Source organism: Paenibacillus athensensis (assembly GCF_004514475.2).
Taxonomy (GTDB): domain Bacteria; phylum Bacillota; class Bacilli; order Paenibacillales; family NBRC-103111; genus Paenibacillus_AL; species Paenibacillus_AL athensensis.
Window position 1 is genome coordinate 45,333 of the sequence record NZ_MYFO02000021.1, and the last position, 19,794, is coordinate 65,126.

21 protein-coding genes, 2 rRNA genes and 1 riboswitch are annotated in these 19,794 nt (G+C 57.1%); of the genes, 4 read left to right on the plus strand and 19 right to left on the minus strand.

The annotated features are described in order from the left end of the window. Window positions 1-114: 114 nt before the first annotated feature. The 5 genes from veg to B5M42_RS24150 form a co-directional block, all read right to left on the minus strand. Window positions 115-390 carry a biofilm formation stimulator Veg gene (gene veg / locus B5M42_RS24130; RefSeq protein WP_134755878.1) on the minus strand — a complete coding sequence of 92 codons (276 nt, stop codon included), beginning with the start codon at window positions 388-390 and terminating at the stop codon, window positions 115-117. A gap of 212 nt (window positions 391-602) precedes the next feature. Beyond that, window positions 603-1,469, minus strand: a complete 867-nt coding sequence (gene yabG / locus B5M42_RS24135) for a sporulation peptidase YabG (RefSeq protein ID WP_134755880.1) — start codon at window positions 1,467-1,469, stop codon at window positions 603-605. Window positions 1,470-1,522: 53 nt separating this feature from the next. Then, on the minus strand, window positions 1,523-2,422 hold the full coding sequence (rsmA, locus tag B5M42_RS24140; RefSeq protein ID WP_134755882.1) for a 16S rRNA (adenine(1518)-N(6)/adenine(1519)-N(6))-dimethyltransferase RsmA: 900 nt from the start codon (window positions 2,420-2,422) through the stop codon (window positions 1,523-1,525). Beyond that, window positions 2,419-2,970, minus strand: a complete 552-nt coding sequence (gene rnmV, locus B5M42_RS24145) for a ribonuclease M5 (protein ID WP_134755884.1) — start codon at window positions 2,968-2,970, stop codon at window positions 2,419-2,421. Before rnmV ends, rsmA begins: the two co-directional genes overlap by 4 nt. A gap of 115 nt (window positions 2,971-3,085) precedes the next feature. Next, a complete protein-coding gene (locus tag B5M42_RS24150) occupies window positions 3,086-4,225 on the minus strand; it encodes a ubiquitin-like domain-containing protein (RefSeq protein ID WP_134755886.1) in 1,140 nt (379 codons plus the stop codon). A 294-nt stretch (window positions 4,226-4,519) separates the two neighbouring features. Beyond that, window positions 4,520-4,708, minus strand: a riboswitch (cyclic di-AMP (ydaO/yuaA leader). 279 nt (window positions 4,709-4,987) lie between these two features. Here B5M42_RS24150 and B5M42_RS24155 point away from each other — a divergent pair. Both B5M42_RS24155 and B5M42_RS24160 read left to right on the plus strand, forming a co-directional pair. Further along, window positions 4,988-5,731, plus strand: coding sequence for an ABC transporter ATP-binding protein (locus B5M42_RS24155; RefSeq protein WP_134755888.1), 744 nt, complete (start codon window positions 4,988-4,990; stop codon window positions 5,729-5,731). Further along, complete coding sequence (locus tag B5M42_RS24160; RefSeq protein WP_134755890.1) at window positions 5,728-7,005, plus strand: ABC transporter permease; 1,278 nt, start codon at window positions 5,728-5,730, stop codon at window positions 7,003-7,005. Before B5M42_RS24155 ends, B5M42_RS24160 begins: the two co-directional genes overlap by 4 nt. 421 nt (window positions 7,006-7,426) lie before the next feature. On the opposite strand, the gene B5M42_RS24165 is transcribed toward B5M42_RS24160, so the two are convergent. Further along, window positions 7,427-8,194: a TatD family hydrolase gene (locus B5M42_RS24165; RefSeq protein WP_134755892.1), complete on the minus strand. Its 768-nt coding sequence runs from the start codon at window positions 8,192-8,194 to the stop codon at window positions 7,427-7,429. Window positions 8,195-8,264: 70 nt separating this feature from the next. Continuing rightward, window positions 8,265-9,542, minus strand: coding sequence for an HD domain-containing protein (locus B5M42_RS24170; RefSeq protein WP_134755894.1), 1,278 nt, complete (start codon window positions 9,540-9,542; stop codon window positions 8,265-8,267). A 362-nt stretch (window positions 9,543-9,904) separates the two neighbouring features. Here B5M42_RS24170 and B5M42_RS24175 point away from each other — a divergent pair, with 362 nt between their 5' ends. Then, the gene (locus B5M42_RS24175; protein WP_134755896.1) at window positions 9,905-10,159 is read left to right on the plus strand and encodes an AbrB/MazE/SpoVT family DNA-binding domain-containing protein; all 255 of its coding nucleotides are present in this window, start codon (window positions 9,905-9,907) and stop codon (window positions 10,157-10,159) included. A gap of 411 nt (window positions 10,160-10,570) precedes the next feature. On the opposite strand, the gene rsmI is transcribed toward B5M42_RS24175, so the two are convergent. The 10 genes from rsmI to B5M42_RS24225 form a co-directional block, all read right to left on the minus strand. Beyond that, on the minus strand, window positions 10,571-11,485 hold the full coding sequence (rsmI, locus tag B5M42_RS24180; RefSeq protein WP_134755898.1) for a 16S rRNA (cytidine(1402)-2'-O)-methyltransferase: 915 nt from the start codon (window positions 11,483-11,485) through the stop codon (window positions 10,571-10,573). Window positions 11,486-11,501: 16 nt separating this feature from the next. Beyond that, on the minus strand, window positions 11,502-12,260 hold the full coding sequence (locus B5M42_RS24185) for a tRNA1(Val) (adenine(37)-N6)-methyltransferase (RefSeq protein WP_134755900.1): 759 nt from the start codon (window positions 12,258-12,260) through the stop codon (window positions 11,502-11,504). 59 nt (window positions 12,261-12,319) lie between these two features. Beyond that, window positions 12,320-12,667 carry a DNA replication initiation control protein YabA gene (yabA, locus tag B5M42_RS24190; protein WP_134755920.1) on the minus strand — a complete coding sequence of 116 codons (348 nt, stop codon included), beginning with the start codon at window positions 12,665-12,667 and terminating at the stop codon, window positions 12,320-12,322. A 26-nt stretch (window positions 12,668-12,693) separates the two neighbouring features. Continuing rightward, window positions 12,694-13,497, minus strand: a complete 804-nt coding sequence (locus B5M42_RS24195; protein WP_134755902.1) for a PSP1 domain-containing protein — start codon at window positions 13,495-13,497, stop codon at window positions 12,694-12,696. Between the two features lies 1 nt (window position 13,498). Further along, window positions 13,499-14,476 (minus strand): DNA polymerase III subunit delta', encoded by a 978-nt coding sequence (gene holB / locus B5M42_RS24200; RefSeq protein ID WP_134755904.1) that lies wholly within the window; start codon window positions 14,474-14,476, stop codon window positions 13,499-13,501. Window positions 14,477-14,492: 16 nt separating this feature from the next. After that, window positions 14,493-14,939: a YaaR family protein gene (locus tag B5M42_RS24205; protein WP_134755906.1), complete on the minus strand. Its 447-nt coding sequence runs from the start codon at window positions 14,937-14,939 to the stop codon at window positions 14,493-14,495. A gap of 35 nt (window positions 14,940-14,974) precedes the next feature. Then, window positions 14,975-15,304 carry a cyclic-di-AMP receptor gene (locus B5M42_RS24210; RefSeq protein ID WP_134755908.1) on the minus strand — a complete coding sequence of 110 codons (330 nt, stop codon included), beginning with the start codon at window positions 15,302-15,304 and terminating at the stop codon, window positions 14,975-14,977. 363 nt (window positions 15,305-15,667) lie between these two features. Further along, a complete protein-coding gene (tmk, locus tag B5M42_RS24215; RefSeq protein ID WP_134755910.1) occupies window positions 15,668-16,309 on the minus strand; it encodes a dTMP kinase in 642 nt (213 codons plus the stop codon). A 55-nt stretch (window positions 16,310-16,364) separates the two neighbouring features. Further along, window positions 16,365-18,212: an aminotransferase class V-fold PLP-dependent enzyme gene (locus B5M42_RS24220; protein ID WP_230633168.1), complete on the minus strand. Its 1,848-nt coding sequence runs from the start codon at window positions 18,210-18,212 to the stop codon at window positions 16,365-16,367. 87 nt (window positions 18,213-18,299) lie between these two features. Next, window positions 18,300-18,500: a sigma factor G inhibitor Gin gene (locus tag B5M42_RS24225; RefSeq protein WP_134755911.1), complete on the minus strand. Its 201-nt coding sequence runs from the start codon at window positions 18,498-18,500 to the stop codon at window positions 18,300-18,302. A gap of 158 nt (window positions 18,501-18,658) precedes the next feature. Between B5M42_RS24225 and B5M42_RS24230 the strand changes: the two genes are divergently transcribed. Then, window positions 18,659-19,183: a hypothetical protein gene (locus tag B5M42_RS24230; RefSeq protein ID WP_134755913.1), complete on the plus strand. Its 525-nt coding sequence runs from the start codon at window positions 18,659-18,661 to the stop codon at window positions 19,181-19,183. A gap of 189 nt (window positions 19,184-19,372) precedes the next feature. Here B5M42_RS24230 and rrf read toward each other — a convergent pair. Continuing rightward, window positions 19,373-19,489: ribosomal RNA gene (rrf, locus tag B5M42_RS24235) — 5S ribosomal RNA — on the minus strand. A gap of 83 nt (window positions 19,490-19,572) precedes the next feature. Further along, window positions 19,573-19,794, minus strand: a 23S ribosomal RNA gene (locus B5M42_RS24240); the annotation flags it as partial.

The window sequence follows — 19,794 nt, forward strand, 5'->3', positions numbered from 1 at the left end:
GCTCGTCCCTTGCCATCAGCGCACAGCGCTCCGGGCTCTGCCCGCTGCCAAGCGAGATCAGCCCAAACAAGCAAAAAGCAGACCCTAAGGTCTGCTCATTTATGTATATCTCGCCTAATGTTGAATATAGGTGATCCGGACTTGTCCATCATCGTTGCACACAGTGACTTCAACGGATTCGGTCAAGATGTCGGCGTAGCTGTAGGACACTCGCTTAAATGCATGCTGTTCTTGGTCTAGCTTCACGATAAAAACAGAAGGGTAGGTTTCTTCCAAAACACCGGAACGCTCGATAGTCTTTCGGCGACCACCATTTGCTCTCAACATGATCTTTTGCCCGACGTGGGGCTCCATACTGCGTTTGATTTCCAACAGCGCATTTTTTGCCATTGTCAACTACCACCTCTTTCCTTGTCAAGTATAACCGATTCCATCTACATTGTCAAACAAAGACAAATATTATATCAGCACCAGAAACGTATTGTCAACGGCATATCTGCCTAATTTTTGTGTGCTTACTCTTTCAGGTTGGCTCCAAAATTCGATATTTATTCACATTTTTTATACAAAAAAAGCACCTCTCGGTGCTTTTCCGCCATGACCTATTGATCGGCATGCACAATACCGGGGACGCCAACCCGGTAACTCCCCTTGGTATCCACGCCTCCCAGGCCCTCCAGGCCGGTAATCGTCAGATCGACAATATCCAACATCGACACCGTCTTCCGGATCGACGTATAGGATAGCTTTGCCGCAATACATAGCGGATCCAGCGCGTGAATCAGCACGCGAGCCGGCGAGCTGGCATAGTTGGCCCCTGCCCGCAGCAGTGCCTCAAAATGCGACTGGCACGCCCCCGCTACCACGATCATCGCGTCGCGGCTGCGCTCAAAGTCGCGAGCCGTACGAACCGCGTTGACGAAATGTGTCGAATTCTTGTAGCTGCTCAGGCTGTTCATATCACTGCGGCGGTGCTTGAGGATCGCATCGTGGCCGGTCACGACGACGATATCCGGGCGAACCTGGGGCAGCAGCCGATACAGCGCATCGGCCATTTGCGGCTCCGGCACGTAATAGCCCTCTACCGGCACGCGCAGCTGCCCGTAGAGCTGCATACTCTTACGCAAATAAGCCGGATCTCCGTCTATATGCAGTACTTTTCCCGGTACTTCAAAATAGTTCGGAGCGCTGGCTTTCGTTTTATTCATCATCGCGTATTCCTGATTGACCTGCTCCTGTCGCCGGGCATGCAGCAGCCGCTGCAGCGTCTGGCGAAGCTCCGGGCTTTCGGAGCGCGTGTCCTCCAGCGTGCTGGCCGGACTTGCTGTGGTCAAGTCCGACAGAGGCGCATCCGCAAGCAAACGGTAATCGACACCGCGCAGCTCGGCCTTCTGCGAATCCGCGCGTTCGATTCTAAAAATGACGTCGCCGCCATAAGATTTACGGGTTACAAAATCACCTTGCCTCATCGCCCAATCCCCTCCTCGACTATCCTATGGCGGGGGTAGGCATTTGGTGCGGCTTATTTGCAGCCAGCAGCCCGCAGCGCTTCGGTTACACGCGCAAACTCTTCCATGCTCAGCGTTTCGCCGCGGCGCGACGGCTCAATGCCGCAGCCGTGCAGAAGCGGCTCCAGCGCCGCTTTGGTCTCCTTGGTATAGAAACGCGCCGACAGGTTGTTATACAAGGTTTTGCGCCGCTGCACAAACGAAGCCTGCACAACCTCAAAGAAAAACGCCTCGTCCGACACCTCGACCGGAGGCGTCTTGCGCACGCGCAGCCGAATCACGGCCGAATCGACGTTAGGCTGCGGCACAAACACCGTGCGCGGCACAATCGTCACCAGCTCAGGCTCGCAGTGAAACTGCACGGCAATACTAAGGCTGCCGTAATCCTTCGTGCCGGGACGCGCCGCCATCCGGTCGGCCACTTCCTTTTGAATCATCACCACAATGTTCTCCAGCGGCAGCTTCTCTTCCAGCAATCTCATAATAATCGGCGTCGTGATGTAATAAGGCAGATTGGCGACGACGCTCACGCCTTCCACGCCGGCAAAATGCTCGCGAAACAGCTCAGGCAGATTTTGCTTGAGCACATCGCCGTGAACCACCGACGCATGCGGATAGACAGCCAGCGTTTCATTCAGAATCGGCAGCAAACGCTGGTCGATCTCAATCGCCAGCACGCGCCCAGCCTGCTTGGCCAGCTGCTGAGTCAACGCGCCGATGCCGGGACCGATTTCCAAGGCGCCCTTGTCCGGGCTCAGCCCGGCTGCCGACACGATTTTATGCAAGATATTCTGATCGATCAGAAAATTCTGGCCCAGACTTTTTTTCAGCACCAGTCCGTGCCGGTTCAGGATTTCTTTGGTCATCCGCGGCGTAGCGACGTCATCGGTGAAAGTATGATTGGAAGCGTTCATGGTTCGAGCCCTCTTTTATCCAAATGTTCTACTGCGGCTTCAAATTCCTCGCGGGAAATCTGGAACATCGCACAGCGCTTGTAAAACTGTTTGCCGTTGCAGTAACCGATGCCCAGCAGATTGCCAACGGCCAGCCTGCGGGCAGCCGCAGCTGCGTGAACGATCAGCCCCGCTTCCATCAAATCCGCCCACGTCAGCTGCGAAACTTGTCCGGCATATTCCGAACGAACGTTGTCGAGCGCTTCGCGGATCGCCTCCGGCGACGCGTTCTCCACGCCGATATCGCCCTTGTACAGCGCCTGCTGCTGCGAAATGAACGCGTGCTTGCAGCCGGGGACCTTGGCAGCAACGATTTTGCGAATCCGCTCACCGGCGTGATCCGGGTCGGTCAAGATAATGACGCCCCGCCGCTCCTGCGCCAGCGCAATGCGCTTCAGCACCGCAGGTCCAATCGCCGAGCCGCCCGTTTCAATCGTATCGGCTTCAACGGCCCGCCGAATGGCCGCGGTATCCGCCTTGCCTTCCACGACAATCATCTCTTTCATCATCGCAGCCCGTTTCCCTTCCGCATACGCAGAAAAAGAAGAGGGGTCTCCTCTTCTTTCGCCGCTTGATGTGCTGGCTATGTGATCAGATTGCCCATCTCCGGGCATTCATACACGATCAATTCTCGGACGGCTTCTTCGGCCCGATGATATACACCGTATAGCCGCGCTTCATGCCAAACTTGTTCGCATAAGCGTCGCTGTCGTAATATACGTCGATCTTTTGCCCCTTGACGCCGCTGCCGATATCCTCGGCGCGCCGGAAGCCGACGCCTTCAATATACACCCACCAGCCGAGCGGAACAACCTTGGGATCTACGGCAATCGTTCTGCCTTCTGTGACCGTTGTCCCTGTATAGGTTTTGCCGTAGCCCGGACTGCCTTCGCTTTTACCCGTTGATTCGACCCCCGCTGAGTACGCGGTTAATGTAACGTTCTTCAAAATTTGCTTATAGCCGAATTTCACGCCGTTTTTGGAAACCTCGTCGACGCTTGGCGAAGAAGCCGATAACACGACGACAGGGTTTTTGGTGCCGATGGCTACAATCTTGTTGACGCTCTCCGACTGCACCTGTTCGTCGACGACCGCTTCGGATACAAGCTTGCCGTCTTCGTAAACTTTTTCCATTTTCTTGACGCGTACGCCTTCCTTGCCCTCTTGAACAACCTGCTCCTTGCCCTTCAGCAAGCTTGCGTCGTTCTTCTGCTCGGTATCGAACGCAATTGTTTCGGTCACTTCTTCCGTTTCCTTCTTGACGCGGACGATCTTGATCTCGTCCCCGGCCCCAATGGCCGAACCAGCGACAGGAGTAACGCGGTCAAGCTCTCCAAGTGCAATATGTAAATCCTCCAATGCACTTTCTACCGTTCTTGCAGTTGTGTAAACAGTTGAGGTCTTTCCATCAGCAGTCAATTGAATCGGCGACGCATGATCGATCACGATCTTTTCCCCGCCCTGAAGCTTGGTGTTCAAGGCTGCGGAGATGCGATCATGTTCTCCGATTGTTATGGCTTGTTCATCCAGTAGGCGTTGCAGGACCCATTGCTTCGTATGCACAACGGTCTCTTGTCCATTCACAACCACGGATACGCTCTTGGTAGCCGTACCGTACATCAACACCAAAAACATGAAAGTCATAGCGATTGTAATAATTCCTAGACTTAGGATCAAACGCAAGTTTTCATGCTTCCATCGCAATGCGAAGGACATGCTGGATGATCGCTTTACATGGGTCTCTGTAAATGAGATACTGCCCACTTCTTCGGTCCTCCTTCAAAGCCCCGCCGCTGTGTTACGCATGACAAAATGTCGCGACTAAGGTTTTTGTAATGATAACTTAACGAACCCTCCCGCTACGCGCGGAGCTTGCCCGGCGATGGCGCAGACGTACCGCACCGCTCCGGTAGTCCCACCTCCTTTGCTTATCATCCTATGAGCCACTGGCCGCAAATATCCAACAAAATACGAAAAAGCCAGCGGAAAGAGGACTCTTCCCGTGGCTCTGATTTGGCATGTGAAATCCACATCTACACAAATAGGCACGACAATCGTTACCCCTCTCGGTACGCTTACGAGGTTAGCTGACGGATTCGGACGTGAGAGTTCGCCCTACCTGAAGCATGCTTGCGCCTGCTCAGGATTCACCCCTGATAAAATCGTTCTGCTAGCTTCACGCGTCAATGCGATAAAGCCTCACAGCGGTTCCCCCGTTCCCAAAATGGAACTCAGCGAATGGAAATGGCATTCGGTTATTAAGTTATTATGAAAAGTATAATACGCTGTTAATCTGCAACTGTAAAGAGATCGCTAACAGCTAAAAAGCACGGAAATTCGATTTATTGGACATTTTCACCAACAAACCATGATAATTGGTACGTTTTTCTTATTATATCACACGTATTCTCGAATTTTCGATGTACACACACCTAAATTATGCTTTGAAAGCGAATTCGTTTATAATAAATTGGATTGAAAATTCCATGAAAATGGCAAAGTTTTGCTGAACAGGGAGTGAGCTAGATGAATCCCATCTTACAAGTTGACAGCCTTTCGGGCGGCTATTTGCCCGGCAAACCCGTGCTCCGCGACCTGCATTTTACCGTTGGTCAAGGCGAGATGCTGGGCCTGATCGGCTTGAATGGAGCCGGCAAAAGCACGACGATCAAACATATTCTCGGTCTGCTGACGCCGCAAAAAGGCTCGATCCGCATCCGGGGACGCGCGCTGGACGAAGAGCCGCTCGCCTACCGGGCAGCCTACGCTTACGTACCGGAAAGCCCCGAGCTTTACGACGAGCTGACGATTGGTGAGCATCTGGAGCTGACCGCACTGGCTTACGGACTGCCTAAGGACGTCTATCAAACGCGCACCGGCACGCTGCTGCGGCAGTTTCAGATGGAGGACAAGCTTGGCAGCTTCGCCGCCCATCTGTCCAAGGGCATGAAGCAGAAGGTCATGATCATGAACGCCTTTCTGGTAGAGCCGGCGCTTTATATTATCGACGAGCCGTTCCTGGGCCTCGACCCGCTGGCGATTCGCTCGCTGCTGGAGCTGATGGTGCAGATGAAGCGACGGGGAGCCAGCTTTCTGATCTGCTCGCATGTTTTGTCGACGATTGAAAGATATTGCGACCGCTATCTCGTGCTGCATAAAGGCGTGACCGCCGCTTCCGGCACCTTGGACGAGCTGAGGCGTCAGGCGAATGCGCCGGAGGCGACGCTTGACGATTTATTCTACCGTCTGGTGGCAGGTGATCGGCCATGAACCCGTCCGGCGACCGCACCTCCGAGCCCGCTTCGCACCTGGAACCGCCCCCGGCGCCGCAGCCCGGCTTCGACGGCCGAAAGCTTTGGCGGACACGATTCGCCGCCTATCAGCAAGAGACGTTCCGTTACCTGCAATATGCGGCACGAAGCAACTTTTTTCTGCTGCTGGCGTTTCTCGCAATCGTTTCTTCCTATTATTATGCTAAAAGTTTACAGCGGCTTCCGACAAATTATCCCTACTGGTGGATCGCCGTCGCCCTGCTGACCCCCGTGCTGGCGCACAGTCCGATCCGCACGCTGCTGCGTCCCGCCGACCGCGTGTTCCTGCTGCCGGCCTCGCAGCAGCTCGGCCCCTATTTCCGCAGTGCGCTGCTCTACAGCGGAGCGCTGCAAGCGCTGCTCACGACGCTCGCGCTTGGCGCGCTGTGGCCGCTGTATCGCCACTGCGCCGGCCCGGCAGCCCAGCCCTTCGGGCTGCTGCTGGCTCTGCTGCTGCTGCTCAAAGCAGCGAATCTGCTCGGCGCGTGGCACGAAACGCGCCTGAGCTACCAGCGGGCCCGCGCCGTGTCGGCGCTGTACCGCTGGCTCGCGGCCGTGGCGACGCTGCTGCTGCTGCTGCTCAGCAGCCCGCTTGCCGCCAGCGCGGCCGCGCTGCTCTTCACGCTCGGCTGGCTGGCCGCCGTGCGCCGGGCTGCCGCGCTGCAAATGGGCTGGGACCATTTGCTCGCGCGGGAACACCACCAGCAGGCTCGCCTGTACGCCTTCTTCAGCTGGTTCGTCGATGTGCCGCAGCTTCCCGCGCGCATCGTCCGTCGCCGCTGGATCAGCGGGCTGACCCGCCTGCTGCCGTTCCGTCAGGACGCCTTCTACGCGTACCTGTACGGCAAAACGCTGCTGCGCACCGAGCTGCTCGGCATCGGCTTGCGCCTGACGCTGCTTGGCGCGCTGGCCGTGGCCGCTTTCGGCAGCGAAGCGGCGCGCTTGGCGGCGTTCCTGATCACGCCGCTGATCACCGCCGTGCAGCTAAGCGCCTTGAATCAGGCGCACCGCTACACGTTCTGGCTGCAGACGTATCCGCTCGACCGCAGCGCCAAGCCCGGCGCCGTCGCCCGGATTGTCTGGCTCGCGCTGCTCGCGCAAACCGCGGCGCTGACCGTGCCGCTTCTGCTGACGAGCGGTGCGCACGCCCTGTGGGCGCCGCTCGTCAGCCTTGTGGGCAGCGCCCTGCTGTGCGGCGTCGTCTTCCGCCGCAAATTTCGCGCGGACGGCTAGGCGAGCGCCGGCCCGGCCTGCACTCGTCCTGCACTCGTCCCGCACTCGTCCTGCGCCTGTACTGCACTCGTCCTGCGCCTGGCCTGCGCTCGTCCTGCACTCGCCTGCGCCCGGCCTGCACTCGCCTGCGCCCGGCCTGCACTCGCCCTGCACTCGGCCCGCACTAGTCCTGCGCCTGTACTGCGCTCGTCCTGCGCCTGCCTGCACTCGTCCCGCACTCGGCCTGCACTCGCCCTGCGCCCGGCCTGCACTCGGCCCGCACTCGCCTGCACTCGTCCTGCGCTCGTCCTGCCGCCCCTGCCGGACTGCCGACCGTCCTCACGCGCCTCCCGGACTGACCCTGCGGGTGCTTGCGCCCCCAACACAAAGCCCTGCAAGCTGCACCTGATCCAAGCGCGGCCCGCAGGGCTTTCCTCTCTTTTTAAGCCAACCCGTACACCCGGTTAGCATTGCGCGTCGTAATCGCTGCAATCTCCTCCAGCGGCAGCCCGTGAATGTCCGCCGCCGTCTCCGCCACCAACCGCACAAAGCCCGTTTCATTGCGCTTTCCGCGATACGGATGCGGCGTCAGGAACGGCGCGTCGGTTTCCAGCAGCAACCGATCAAGCGGCACTTGAGCCAGAACCTCCTTAGGCTGCTTAGCGTTTTTGAACGTCACCGGCCCGCCGAAGGAAATATAGAAGTTCATATCCAGACACTGCTTGGCCGTCTCCCAGCTGCCGGAAAAGCAGTGCATGATGCCGCCAACCTCTGCGGCTTGTTCCTCGCGAAGAATTTGCACAACGTCGTGGTGCGCATCGCGGTTATGAATCACAATCGGCTTGCCCACCTTGCGGGCCAAAGCGATCTGCTCGCGGAACACGCGCTGCTGCACATCCTTGGGCGACGTGTCCCAGTAATAGTCGAGCCCCATCTCGCCCAGCGCCACGACCTTTTCGTGCCGGGACAGCTCCTCGATCCAGCGCAGATCGTCCGCCGTCATGTCCTTGGCATCCTGCGGATGCCAGCCGACAACGGCGTAGATGAACTCGTAACGCTCCGCGAGCGCCAGCGTCGTGGGAATCGTCTCGCGGTTGAAGCCGATATTGACGATCCGGGTCACGCCCGCCTCCAGCGCCCGGCGGATGACCTCCTCCCGGTCCTCGTCGAATTGGGGGTTGTCCAAATGCGTGTGCGTATCGGTAAGCATGCGATCTCTCCTCTTTTTTCCACAATCAAGTAGATATCCGGTTTTCTCAAGCCCCTCTGCCAGCCAACGTTTAATCCCGCATCCCCAGCAGCTCCAGCAAATCTTCGTAACGGCTGCGCTGCAAGCGGTCGACCAGCTCGCCGGGATAATAAATGTGGTGCTTACCGTTGTGAATCCCGCTGATCGAACGGACAATGTCCGATTTCAACGAAATTTCCGTCAGGCCATCCTTGGGATCCAGCAGCATAATCGGCACCTTCTCGTCGTTTTCCCCGGGTCGATACACATCGTAGGACAAATCTGAAGGAAAATCGAGCTCCATATAAAAAGCCGGATCAAAGCCGGACTCCTCCAGCGCTTGCGCCAGGCGGTCGAGCGTTGCGGGCGAAGCCATCTCCAGCGTACTGTACTTGAACAAACGACGATGCAGGAAGCGCTGGCATAAATCCGCCAGCACCACGTCGCGCTCCGCGCACCAGAACGTCAGCAGCGCCTGCATGACGGAGTCGTCCAGCAGCAGATAATCATCCAGCGACAAGCGGTTTTGCAGCAGATGCAGCATCGGATCGACCATAAACGCAAACGAATAGCCGTCTTCATACAACCATTTGGCCCGCTGAAAAATTTTGTGCAGCACAATTTCCGCACTGCGGGTGACCGGATGGAAATACACCTGCCAATGCATCTGATAACGTGCGGTCAAATAGTCCTCAATCGCGTGCATGCCGCTCTCCTTGACGACAATATGGCCCTTGTACGGCCGAATGACCCGCAAAACCCGCTCCAAATCAAACATCCCGTAGTTGACCCCGGTAAAATAAGCGTCGCGCAGCAAATAATCCATCCGGTCAGCGTCAAGCTGGCTCGATACGAGACTGACGACCAGCTCGTCGCTGTACGATTTGCAGATGACGCCAGCAACCTGCTTAGGGAAATCCGGCGACACCCGGCTGAGCACCTCGTTCACTTCCGTATCGCCAAGCACAATGCGGCACGTCCAGTCCTCGTGGCGATTGCCGAACGCTTTTTCAATCGAATGCGAAAAGGGTCCGTGGCCCAGATCGTGCAGCAGTGCCGCGCACAAGCACAAGAGACGCTCCTCCTCCGGCCAATCCTCGTAGCGATTGCGCTCAAACTGCGAAATAATTTTCCGCGTCACCTCATACACGCCAAGCGAATGCGAGAACCGGCTATGCTCAGCGCCGTGGAAGGTCAAATACGACGTGCCGAGCTGTCGGATGCGCCGCAGCCGCTGAAATTCGCGTGTATTGATCAAATCCCATACCGTCTTGTCCTGCACATAAATGTATTTGTGTACCGGATCTTTAAAAACTTTCTCCTCTTTCATCACGTTCTCCCCTTTTTTTGTGACAATTCGACACGATTTCGACGGAATTTGTCGAAAATAATTCAGTTATTTTGTCGAAAATAATCAAAATAACTTCCATTTCGCTTATCTTTTCAATGAATTTTCCTGATGGAATCTAGCAGCGATTCTGATGCTCTTTTCGTATGATCGGGCTTACCTTTCCTTGCTGTAGCTGGTTTTACCCGAATGTAAGCGCTACAATCTAGCAAAAATATTTGCGTTTTGGCCAATATTACCAGTATTTTTGGGTTGACTATTTTGGGAATGGTTGGTATCATAAGTTATGAAAAGAATGTCGAAAGATGACGATAAACATTCGCATCCGAAAGGGGAACGCATATATGATGAAATCTACTGGTATCGTAAGAAAGGTTGACGAGTTGGGTCGCGTTGTTATTCCCATCGAGCTTCGCCGCACACTGGGTATTGGCGAGAAGGACGCTCTGGAAATTTATGTAGACGGCGAGCGCATCATGCTGAAGAAATATGAGCCCGCTTGCATCTTCTGCGGCAACGCAGAGAACGTTACGTACTTCAAGGGAAAAATTGTTTGTAATGTTTGCTTATCTGAGATGCCTACACCTGTGACAAAATAAGAAAAATAGTATATAATAGAAATATCACATTCCCTTCAGGTAATTCTAACCTTTTTCATATCTCCTCTAATCTCTAACCCGTTTGGGTTAGAGATCTTTTTTTGTCCGGCATTCGGCAAAAAGCGGCTGCGCCACTCGCGCCACGTGTGGACCGGAGCCGTGGATGCCGGTTCGCCGCATCGCCAGCCCCTCCGCGGATAAGGGCCGTGCAATCCGTTCCTGCTCACGCCTCCGCTCCCGCAGATGGTCGCTGCCGCACCCGCTTCCGTCCTCCGTCATAGAGTCGGCGGCGACGCCCCGTAGGCCGCAACGTGCTGCACAACGGATTCCGCGCCCTCGCCGGCCCGTCCGCGGACAAGGCCATACAGCCCTGATCCCGGCCGTACGCGCCCATTGCCTCCGCGGTCGCGATTACTCCTCGCGCAGCAGCGCGTTGTACACGTCGCGCTTGGACAAGCCGCGGTCGGCTGCAACGCGCTTCATCGCCTCCTTGCGGTCGCCGCCGTTCTGCTCGGCGGCATACCGCGCCACGTGTTCGGCCAGCGACAGCGCCGCCCACCAAGCCGCGCCGTCTGCGCCGTCCGCTCCGACTCCCGCCGCGTCGCCGCCTTCGGCGAGCAGGCAGTACTCGCCCTGCGGCGGGTGCGCCGCGAGATGCGCCAGGCATTCGGCAATCGTGCCGCGCACAAACTCCTCGTACCGCTTCGTCAGCTCGCGGGCCAGACACACCTGCCGCTGCTCGCCCCACGCCTCGGCCATCCGCTCCAGCGTCTTGACGACGCGGTGCGGCGATTCATAGAAAATCAGCGTGCCGGGCAGCGGCTTCAAGCTCGCCAGCTCTTGCGCCGCCTCCTTCTTCTCCCGCGGCAGAAAGCCGATGAAGGTGAAGCGGTCCGTCGGCAAACCGGAAGCGATCAGCGCCGACAGTCCGGCGTTCGCGCCGGGGATCGGCACGACGGTAAGATCAGCGGCAAGCGCCAAGCGTACAAGATCGTAACCGGGATCGGAAATCGCCGGCAAGCCCGCGTCGCTAACCAGCGCCACGCTTTGTCCTTCCAACATCAGCCGCACCAGCTCCGGGCCGCTGGCCAGCTTGTTATGCTCGTGATAGCTGACCAGCCGTCCGGCAATTTCGAAATGCGTCAGCAGCTTGCGCGTCTGCCGCGTATCCTCAGCCGCGATCAGCTGTACCTCGCGAAGCGTACGGACCGCGCGGTAGGTCATGTCCTCCAGATTGCCGATAGGCGTCGCTACCAGATACAACGTGCCGGCTTGCGGCTCGCCGCTGTCAGCTGCACGATAACTTTTTTGCACATGCGCACTCAAATCATTGTCCCTCCCTTTAGCCCTGCAGGGCGGAACGCCCCTCGTAATAGATGCCTTTCAGCTCCTGGCAGTATTCGCCGCTTTCCGTATATACAATCAGCGGTGCAAGCGTGCGCACCTCCGGCTTACCATCCTTCATGCCTTCAATAAGAATCATCATCGCTTCATCGCCGGCCCGCGCGTGTACGTAGCGAATACGTTTCGGCTCCAGCCGATACTGGCGCATCAAGCACACAATCTCGATCAGCCGCGTCGCTCGGTGCACCATCGCCACCTTGCCGCCCGATTTGGCCAGCCGCGCACAAGCCGCAATCACATCCTCCAGCGTACCGTGCAGCTCATGGCGCGCCGCTGCAATATGCGCATTGCCGTTTTGCTCGCCGTTCACAACCGGCAGGTAGGGCGGATTCACTGTAACCGCATCAAATTGGCCGTGCCCCAGCGTCGCGTGAATTGTGCGCAAATCGCCGTTCAGCATATGCAGCCGTCCGTCCAGCCCGTTCATTCGCACGCTGCGCACCGCCATATCGGCCAGACGCTCCTGAATTTCCACTCCCCAGATATCCGCTCGCGTGCGCGTAGACAACAGCAGCGGAATTACACCGTTGCCCGTACACAGGTCGACCATCCGGCCCCGCGCCGGCACGCTGCAAAAGCGGCCGAGCAATACCGCATCCAACGAAAAGCTGAACACCTCGTCGCTTTGAATAATTCGCAAATCATGGGTTAATAAATCATCGATGCGCTCGCTCGGCAGCAGCTCTACGTCGTTCATGTTCGTCCCTTTCCTCGTGGAAAAAAACCGTAAGGACAAGTCCTTACGGCCACACCTGATTATTTATTTAAAAATGACAAGCAAAACAGGCAATCGCCTTCCGTTCGCAAATGCCCGTAGTAGACATTGCAAATGTGGAAGCCCTCATGATACAGCCGGGCCAGATTATCGTAGCCTTCGCCGATGACGGGAAGGGACACGGCCTTGGCCGATTGTCCCGGTTCAGGCTGCTCCGCCGCTTCATCCTGCCGCAGCAGCTTGCGCAGCTGCTGATTCTCGATGCTCAGCCGCTGATTCTCCTCCAGCAGCGCGACGACCCGTTTCTTCAAGGCGCCCAGCTCGGCATAAGCGGCCCCCATCCGCTCTTCCATTTCTTCAATCTGTTCGAAAATGTCCTGTTTATCCACAGTTTCACCTCTGGTAGCCATGCCGGCTACTCTTGTTCTACCACATCGTCAAACGGTAAATCCATGACCTTGCCCAGATCAAACAGCTGCACCTTCGCCGTCCGATCACTCAAGTTCAAGCCGAGCACCTTGCCGTTGCCCAGAGAGGTAATCACGATCCGCCCCACCGTCGGCAGCGAATCCTTGGCGCTTTCGTAATTATCGTGCTCGTATTTGAGACAGCACATCAAGCGGCCGCACAGGCCGGAAATCTTCGTCGGGTTAAGCGACAAATTTTGATCCTTGGCCATCTTGATCGACACCGGCTCGAAATCGCCGAGAAACGACGAGCAGCAGAGAATACGCCCGCACGGGCCGATACCACCCAACATCTTCGCTTCATCGCGGACGCCGATTTGCCGCAGCTCGATGCGAGTTCGGAAAATACTGGCCAAATCCTTGACCAGCTCCCGAAAATCCACACGACCCTCAGCCGTGAAATAAAAAATAATTTTATTGCGGTCAAATGTATATTCGACATCGACCAGCTTCATTTTAAGATGATGATCCTTAATCTTGTCGAGGCAAATCTGGAATGCGTCCTTGGCCGCTTTCTTGTTCTCTTCGACCAGCCCGGCATCCGTCTGATCGGCGATGCGGATGACCTTTTTCAGCGGAAGCACGACATCGTTCTCCCGCACGCTTTTTTTGCCGATGACGACCTTGCCGTATTCCACGCCGCGCGCCGTCTCGACGATTACTGCATGTTCCTTCTCGATCGGCAAATCGATCGGGTCGAAGTAATATATTTTACCCGCTTTTTTGAAGCGGACGCCTACTACCGAATACATCTTACACCCCCTGCATCTCCACGAGCATTTTCTCCACAACCAACTGGGCATTGGCGTTAAAGCGAAGACGCTTTTGCAGGTCTACCGCCTGCTCCATCATGCGCACCCATTCGGCGACGTCCCGGCTGAGGGCAAGGGAGCCCATCCAATCCAGCTGGTCGGCATACACCAGCTTGTCTCTGCGTTCGAGACGCAGCTGTACCATATCTTTAAACCAGAGAATCAACAGGTCGAACAAGCTCGACATGTGATCCGCCAGCTCCGTTTTGATTACCTTTTGCTGCAACGTAAGCAGCGAAGACGGGAAACGCGTCGCCGTCTCCTTCGCTAATTGTAACACTACGTTTCTCATTTCTGCAAACCAATTCGCCGTAATCAGCTCGCGCGCCGCCAGCAGACCGGCCGTCAAATGCGCGGCAGGCAGCGCCAGCGCCGCAGGATGCCCGTCCGCCAGCAGCGCTTCCACCAGCTCCTCGCGCGGCATGGGCGTAAACGCAATCCACTGCGCCCGCGACTGAATCGTCGGCAGCAGCGCACTGCCGTTCTCGGTAATCAGAATCGCCACAACCTGCGAGGCCGGCTCCTCCAGAAACTTCAACAGGCTGTTGGCCGCTTGTACGGTCATTTTGTCAGCTTGCTGCAACATATAAATCTTGGTGCCCGAAGCCGTCGCGCGGTAAGCAAACTCCTTTTGCAGCTCACGGATCTGCTCAATCTTGATCGATGCGCCGTCCGGCTGGACGATATGCAAGTCGGGATGATTGCCATGCTCCACCTTGCGGCATTCGAGACATTCCCCGCAAGCATCGTCAATCGACGTCTTGCAGTAGATCGCCTTGGCGAGCGCCATCGCCATTTCCATGCGTCCGGTTCCGACCGGGCCGCTAAAAATATAAGCATGCGACAGCTTGCCGCGCCGCAGCCCGTTTTGCAGCAGCTGTCTGGCGGCGGCTTGGCCGCGTATTGTTTGAAAAGACATCGCCTGTTCGCTCCATCTAAAATAACAGATTGATCAGCATACCGCGGATCTCCCCGATTTTTTGCAAAATATCGATGCGTCCCTGCTCGGTTTCCAGCAGCTCGTCAGCCAGCTCCAGCAGCTCCTTGTCGATTTCCTCCAGCAGCTTGTAGCGTTTGGAGCGTCCCCGGCGGTCCCAGCCTCGCGTATCGCGCAAGCCGACGCCGCGGCGGGCCGTTTCCTCCAGAAATTGCTTGACCATCAGCTTGAACTGCCGCAGCTCCCGGACCGTCATCGAACGGGCCAGTCGGTCTCCCTGCAGGGAAATCTGCTCCATCATCCTGCCGAGCTGCTCATGGGTAACCTTCTCGCCGTGCTGCTGCATAATGTCCGAAAAATTCCGGGGCGCAAGCTGCGGCGGCGGGACGTTCTCGTTCACTTTGACATTTTTGCCGATCGGCTGCCACCCGGGATTGATTTTCACGGACTGTTTCCCGCCTTCCTGTTCCTGCCTAAGCTTCAGAAATTTTCAAAGCGCTCCACCGGGAGCACGAATACAGCCGCTCCGCCTACTTGCACTTCAACCGGAAACGGAATATAAGAATCCGTCGTGCCGCCCATCGGCGACACCGGAGTCACCAGCTGCTCGCGAATTTTGCAATTGGAGCGGATCACCTGAAATACTTCCTGCACCCGCTCATCTTCCGTACCGATCATAAAGGTCGTGTTGCCCGCGCGCAAAAATCCGCCCGTGCTCGCCAGCTTCGTGGCGCGAAATCCTTCCTTGATCAACGCGTTGGACAATCTGTTGCTATCTTTATCCTGAACTACGGCAATCACTAATTTCATGGCGACTCCTCCTTCTCATTATAAACGAAGTTCCGCTCTCCCGCTTGCCCGGGAAATAAGTTCCTGCACGCGAGAGCTTAGGCGCAAACGGTTTCAATTCGTTCATACTTGATATTTCATTACCCGCGCTGCCAACTTGTCTACCAGACTCGCTTTATCATTTAGACAATCATCGGATAAATACCTGCATATAGACGAACTTCTATCTACTATTATACTGCAAAAATTCGCTCCATGTGCGCTTTCTCCCGAAATGCCCCCGAAAAAAGAAAAACTCCTGCCGGAGTTCTCTGGAAGGAGTCATTGCTGTTCAGCGGCCGTCTGCTGCTGCCGGGCACAAGATGTATGTAGGACCGGCTGGCATCAGCCAGGCTGGCGGGCCATTCGTTGCTGCAATATAGCAGCTACCTCACCGGCAACGGCGTCGGCTGGCCGTCTGGCATCTACGGTCACGATCCGCTCAGGGAATCGGTGAGCCAGCAGCATGAAGCCCTCGCGAACCCGCTCATGGAAAGCCGCTGCTTCCAGATCGAGCCGGTTGACCTCGCGTTCTTCGCTGGCTTGTATGCGCTGCAGGCCCACCGCCGGGTCAAGATCGAGATAAATCGTCACATCCGGCAGCAAATCACCTACCGCGAACCGATTGATCGCCCATACCTCATCGATTCCGAGACCGCGGGCATGGCCCTGATAGGCCAGACTGCTATCGATGAAGCGATCGCAGACCACGATCTTGCCAGCCGCCAGCGCAGGCTGCACCTTCTCGACCAGATGCTGACGCCGGGCAGCCGCATACAGCAGCGCCTCCGTGCGCCCGTCCATGCTCGTATGAGCCTTGTCGAGCACAATGGCGCGGATTTGCTCGGCAATCTGAATGCCGCCGGGCTCGCGCGTCGTGATCACTTCCCGTCCCTGCTGCGCCAGCTGCGCCGTCAGGCGACCGATCAGCGTCGTTTTGCCCGCGCCTTCCCCGCCCTCCACACTAATAAAAAAACCTTTGTTCACTGTCCATGTCTCCCTGCTTGTCCGTTCTCTACCTTGCCCAGTTCAGTATACACCATTACGGTAGGAAAATCTTTAGCTTGCCCGTTTTGGCAAATTCGGTTCCGTGCAGCGCAATGCCCAGCTCAGCCATCCGACGCAGCGCCTCCGCAGTCTCCGCCGTGATGATCTCGCCCGGGTACCAATGCGGAACGCCCGGCGGATAAGGCGTGACCAGCTCGGCAGAGCGGCAGCCGACAGCTTCAGCCAGCGGCACGGCAGCCGTCCGCTCGGCTTGCGGCAGCGCAAACGCCACCGGCGGCGGCAGCTCGGCCGCGCGCGGCTGTGGGCCAGGCTGGGACGCAGCGTGGCTGGTCAGAGATGCCGCGCGGGCCGCTGCGCGAGCCTCCGCCGTGTTGGCTTGGCTGTCGCGGCCCACCGCAACCGGCGAACGTTCCGCTTGCTGATCGGGCTCCAGCAGCGTGAGTGCCACGGGCAGCGGCGGCGTTTGCTGGTCGGTCTTAGGGCCGATCTCGCTTGCGCTGCCGCAGCCCACCGCTTCCGGCAACCGCTCGTGCAGCTGTCGCTTCGTCTCCAAGCGCGCGGGCTCCTCCGGGTGAGGCGGCGTTTGCTGATCGGCCGCGCCGCTCCCGCAACCAGCGGCCAAGCTGGCTGCCGATGACGGTTGCGGCACCTCGACGGCTGCCGGCTTCGCCCCGGCAGGCCCGCTCTGGCGGATACGCCGCGCCGCTTCCGGCGTATCCGCATTCGCTGCGATATCGCACAACGCAGCGTACAGCCGCTCGGCATCCGCCAAACGCGATGCAGGAGAGAACACGAGCAGCACGTGCCGGGGGTCTGCCAGCTCCGCATGGCAGCCCCGCGCTTCCAGCTGCTCGCGCAATGCCGGCCCGGTTAGCACGCCGGCCGCATCGTACACGGTCACCTTGAAAGGGTCGACCGTGTGAAAGCCAGCCGCGCCCCGTGGCGGCGCGGCTTCGGCAAAGCGCGGCTGCTCGGCCAGCCGCACCCGCAGCTCTTGGGCCGCCTGCAGTCCGGCGTCCACCCACCCCCGTCCCCCTGTGTGCAGCTGCCGCCGAGCGGCATCCAGCGACGCCAGCAAGGGGTACGACGGGCTAGAGCTCTGCAGCATCGTCAGGCGCTGCCGCAGCAAATCGCGGTCGATTCGATCACCCTGCACATGCAGCATTGCCGCCATTGTCATGGCCGTCAGCATTTTGTGCGTGGATTGTACGACCGCGTCGGCTCCGCAGGCAAGCGCCGAAGGCGGCAGCAGCTCATGGAAGCCGCAATGAGCGCCGTGCGCCTCATCGACCAGCAGCAGCTTGCCGGCATTGTGCGCCAGCTCCGCCAGCGCTTGCAAATCGGCGCCCGCACCGTAGTAGGTCGGGCTCGTCACGAACAGCGCTCTGGCTTCCGGATACGCGGCCAGCGCTTGCGCCATGCTCGCTACGCTGACCCCGCCGGCAATGCCGTGCGCTTCATCCAGCTCCGGTTGCACGAATACGGCGCGTGCGCCAGCCAGCATCAGTCCGTGAATGACCGACTTGTGCGCATTGCGCTGCACGATTAGCACATCTCCCGGCCGACAAACCGTCGTAATCATCGCCAAATTCCCCGCCGTGCTTCCACCAATCAGAAAAAATGTCTCGTCCGCTCCAAAACAAGCCGCCGCCAGCTCCTGCGCCTCACGAATGACGCCCTCCGCATGATGCAGGTCATCCAGACCGCTCAGCTCCGTGAAATCAATCGACATCACCTCGGCCAACACCGGCGCGGCTCCTGCATCCAGACTCTGACCGGATTTGTGTCCAGGCACATGAAAGCTGGCCGTCTGCGCGCGGCGATGCGCCAAGAGCGCCTCTACCAGAGGCGCTCTGCGCGGATCCAATTGCTGCTTCGACATACCCGCAAACTCCTCTTTCTTATCTTAGATACTCTCATAGTAGAGGAAAAACCGACAAAAAACAAAAGAAGCTTCGCAAGAAGCTCCTCACATCCATTTGCTGCGGGTAGGGGTTGCTTGAAACATATGGCGCATCTGCTTGACGAAAAAAGGATAGCGTTTATCTCTAACATCCGTTCTGACAATCTCCATGCTGCACGCATCACACAAAAACGCCGACATAATCCGAATCCCCCCCGAGCTTTGCTGCTCGCAAATCATGCAAACTCCAATCCGGTTCTCCTCCATATGGCACACCTCGCTACTCTTTTACCTATCAGTATGTCCGCACGATGCATCCTTTATACTAGATTTCAGTGAAATTGCAGAGCAAAAGGCTTATATTTTTCGCGCAGACTGCCGATATATCGGATAGATAACTTATTACCTAAAATTGGCGGTGGCTTATGGCGACACACAACCCGGCCTTATCCAAAGACTCTACCATCTATAATTATAAATTAATGAAGCGAATGCGGCATTCTCTGGTCAAAATCGCTTTTTATCTCGCTATGCTCGCTGCACTGGCGGGACTCGGCCTCAAACACGGCTCCTGGGCTCCTTACCTGCTCAGCTATCCGATCCTGCTGGTGGCCCATGTCGTACTTGTCCGGCTTTATTTCCAGTTCACCGTCGGCGGCATGATGCGCAATTGGACCTTTCATTGGGGATTTTTCTGGATCGGCCTGTTGCCGGTGGGCAACGCCTCGATTCGTTTGGTCAGCCGCGTGCAACTACATCTGTTCTGGATCGGCTTAACGGGATTAGCCGTTTTGTATCCGTGGATGCCGCCCAACTGGATGTACGCGCTCATGCTCGTTCACATGTGGATGCTCGTACCGCGACTCTGGATGCTGTTCCGTTTTCGCCCTTACCGCAAAGCCGGATTAATCAAAATTACCGGCAAAGATACCTCCTGTTATTTACATTAAGCAGATAACACTGCAAGTCACATGAGAGTCAGGCTTATTGCTTAACCTTATTCCTCAGCACCGTGCGCTGCGCCGCATCGGTGTTTTTTTCCGCCTATCCGCAAAACCGCTCTTTGTACATAGCTACAATCATTGTAAAAAAACAAAAAAGCCCTTTGAGCACAAGCTCAAAAGGCTTCTTTATCGTCTGCTTGGCAACGTTCTACTCTCCCGGAACCCTGCGGTTCAAGTACCATCGACGCTGGAGGGCTTAACGGTCGTGTTCGAGATGGGAACGCGTGGGTCCCCTCCGCCATCATCACCAAACAGTCAGTCCAATACCTTACGGTATTCCCTGAAAACTAGATACGAAACAAGTCGTGGTGTTACGCGTGAGTGTTGCTTGTGTTGTGGTTAAGCCCTCGACCGATTAGTATTCGTCAGCTCCATACCTTACGGCACTTCCACCTCGAACCTATCTACCTCGTCGTCTTCAAGGGGTCTTACATACTGGGAAATCTCATCTTGAGGGGGGCTTCACGCTTAGATGCTTTCAGCGCTTATCCCCTCCGTACATAGCTACCCAGCTATGCCTCTGGCGAGACAACTGGTACACCAGCGGTACGTCCATC

What these genes read in the sequence shown, in the direction of transcription:
- veg (WP_134755878.1), bottom strand. Translation starts at nt 390, where the DNA reads ATGGCAAAAAATGCGCTGTTGGAAATCAAACGCAGTATGGAGCCCCAC.
- yabG (WP_134755880.1), bottom strand. Translation starts at nt 1,469, where the DNA reads ATGAGGCAAGGTGATTTTGTAACCCGTAAATCTTATGGCGGCGACGTC.
- rsmA (WP_134755882.1), bottom strand. Translation starts at nt 2,422, where the DNA reads ATGAACGCTTCCAATCATACTTTCACCGATGACGTCGCTACGCCGCGG.
- rnmV (WP_134755884.1), bottom strand. Translation starts at nt 2,970, where the DNA reads ATGATGAAAGAGATGATTGTCGTGGAAGGCAAGGCGGATACCGCGGCC.
- B5M42_RS24155 (WP_134755888.1), top strand. Translation starts at nt 4,988, where the DNA reads ATGAATCCCATCTTACAAGTTGACAGCCTTTCGGGCGGCTATTTGCCC.
- B5M42_RS24160 (WP_134755890.1), top strand. Translation starts at nt 5,728, where the DNA reads ATGAACCCGTCCGGCGACCGCACCTCCGAGCCCGCTTCGCACCTGGAA.
- B5M42_RS24165 (WP_134755892.1), bottom strand. Translation starts at nt 8,194, where the DNA reads ATGCTTACCGATACGCACACGCATTTGGACAACCCCCAATTCGACGAG.
- B5M42_RS24170 (WP_134755894.1), bottom strand. Translation starts at nt 9,542, where the DNA reads ATGAAAGAGGAGAAAGTTTTTAAAGATCCGGTACACAAATACATTTAT.
- B5M42_RS24175 (WP_134755896.1), top strand. Translation starts at nt 9,905, where the DNA reads ATGATGAAATCTACTGGTATCGTAAGAAAGGTTGACGAGTTGGGTCGC.
- B5M42_RS24185 (WP_134755900.1), bottom strand. Translation starts at nt 12,260, where the DNA reads ATGAACGACGTAGAGCTGCTGCCGAGCGAGCGCATCGATGATTTATTA.
- B5M42_RS24195 (WP_134755902.1), bottom strand. Translation starts at nt 13,497, where the DNA reads ATGTATTCGGTAGTAGGCGTCCGCTTCAAAAAAGCGGGTAAAATATAT.
- holB (WP_134755904.1), bottom strand. Translation starts at nt 14,476, where the DNA reads ATGTCTTTTCAAACAATACGCGGCCAAGCCGCCGCCAGACAGCTGCTG.
- B5M42_RS24210 (WP_134755908.1), bottom strand. Translation starts at nt 15,304, where the DNA reads ATGAAATTAGTGATTGCCGTAGTTCAGGATAAAGATAGCAACAGATTG.
- B5M42_RS24220 (WP_230633168.1), bottom strand. Translation starts at nt 18,212, where the DNA reads ATGTCGAAGCAGCAATTGGATCCGCGCAGAGCGCCTCTGGTAGAGGCG.
- B5M42_RS24225 (WP_134755911.1), bottom strand. Translation starts at nt 18,500, where the DNA reads ATGGAGGAGAACCGGATTGGAGTTTGCATGATTTGCGAGCAGCAAAGC.
- B5M42_RS24230 (WP_134755913.1), top strand. Translation starts at nt 18,659, where the DNA reads ATGGCGACACACAACCCGGCCTTATCCAAAGACTCTACCATCTATAAT.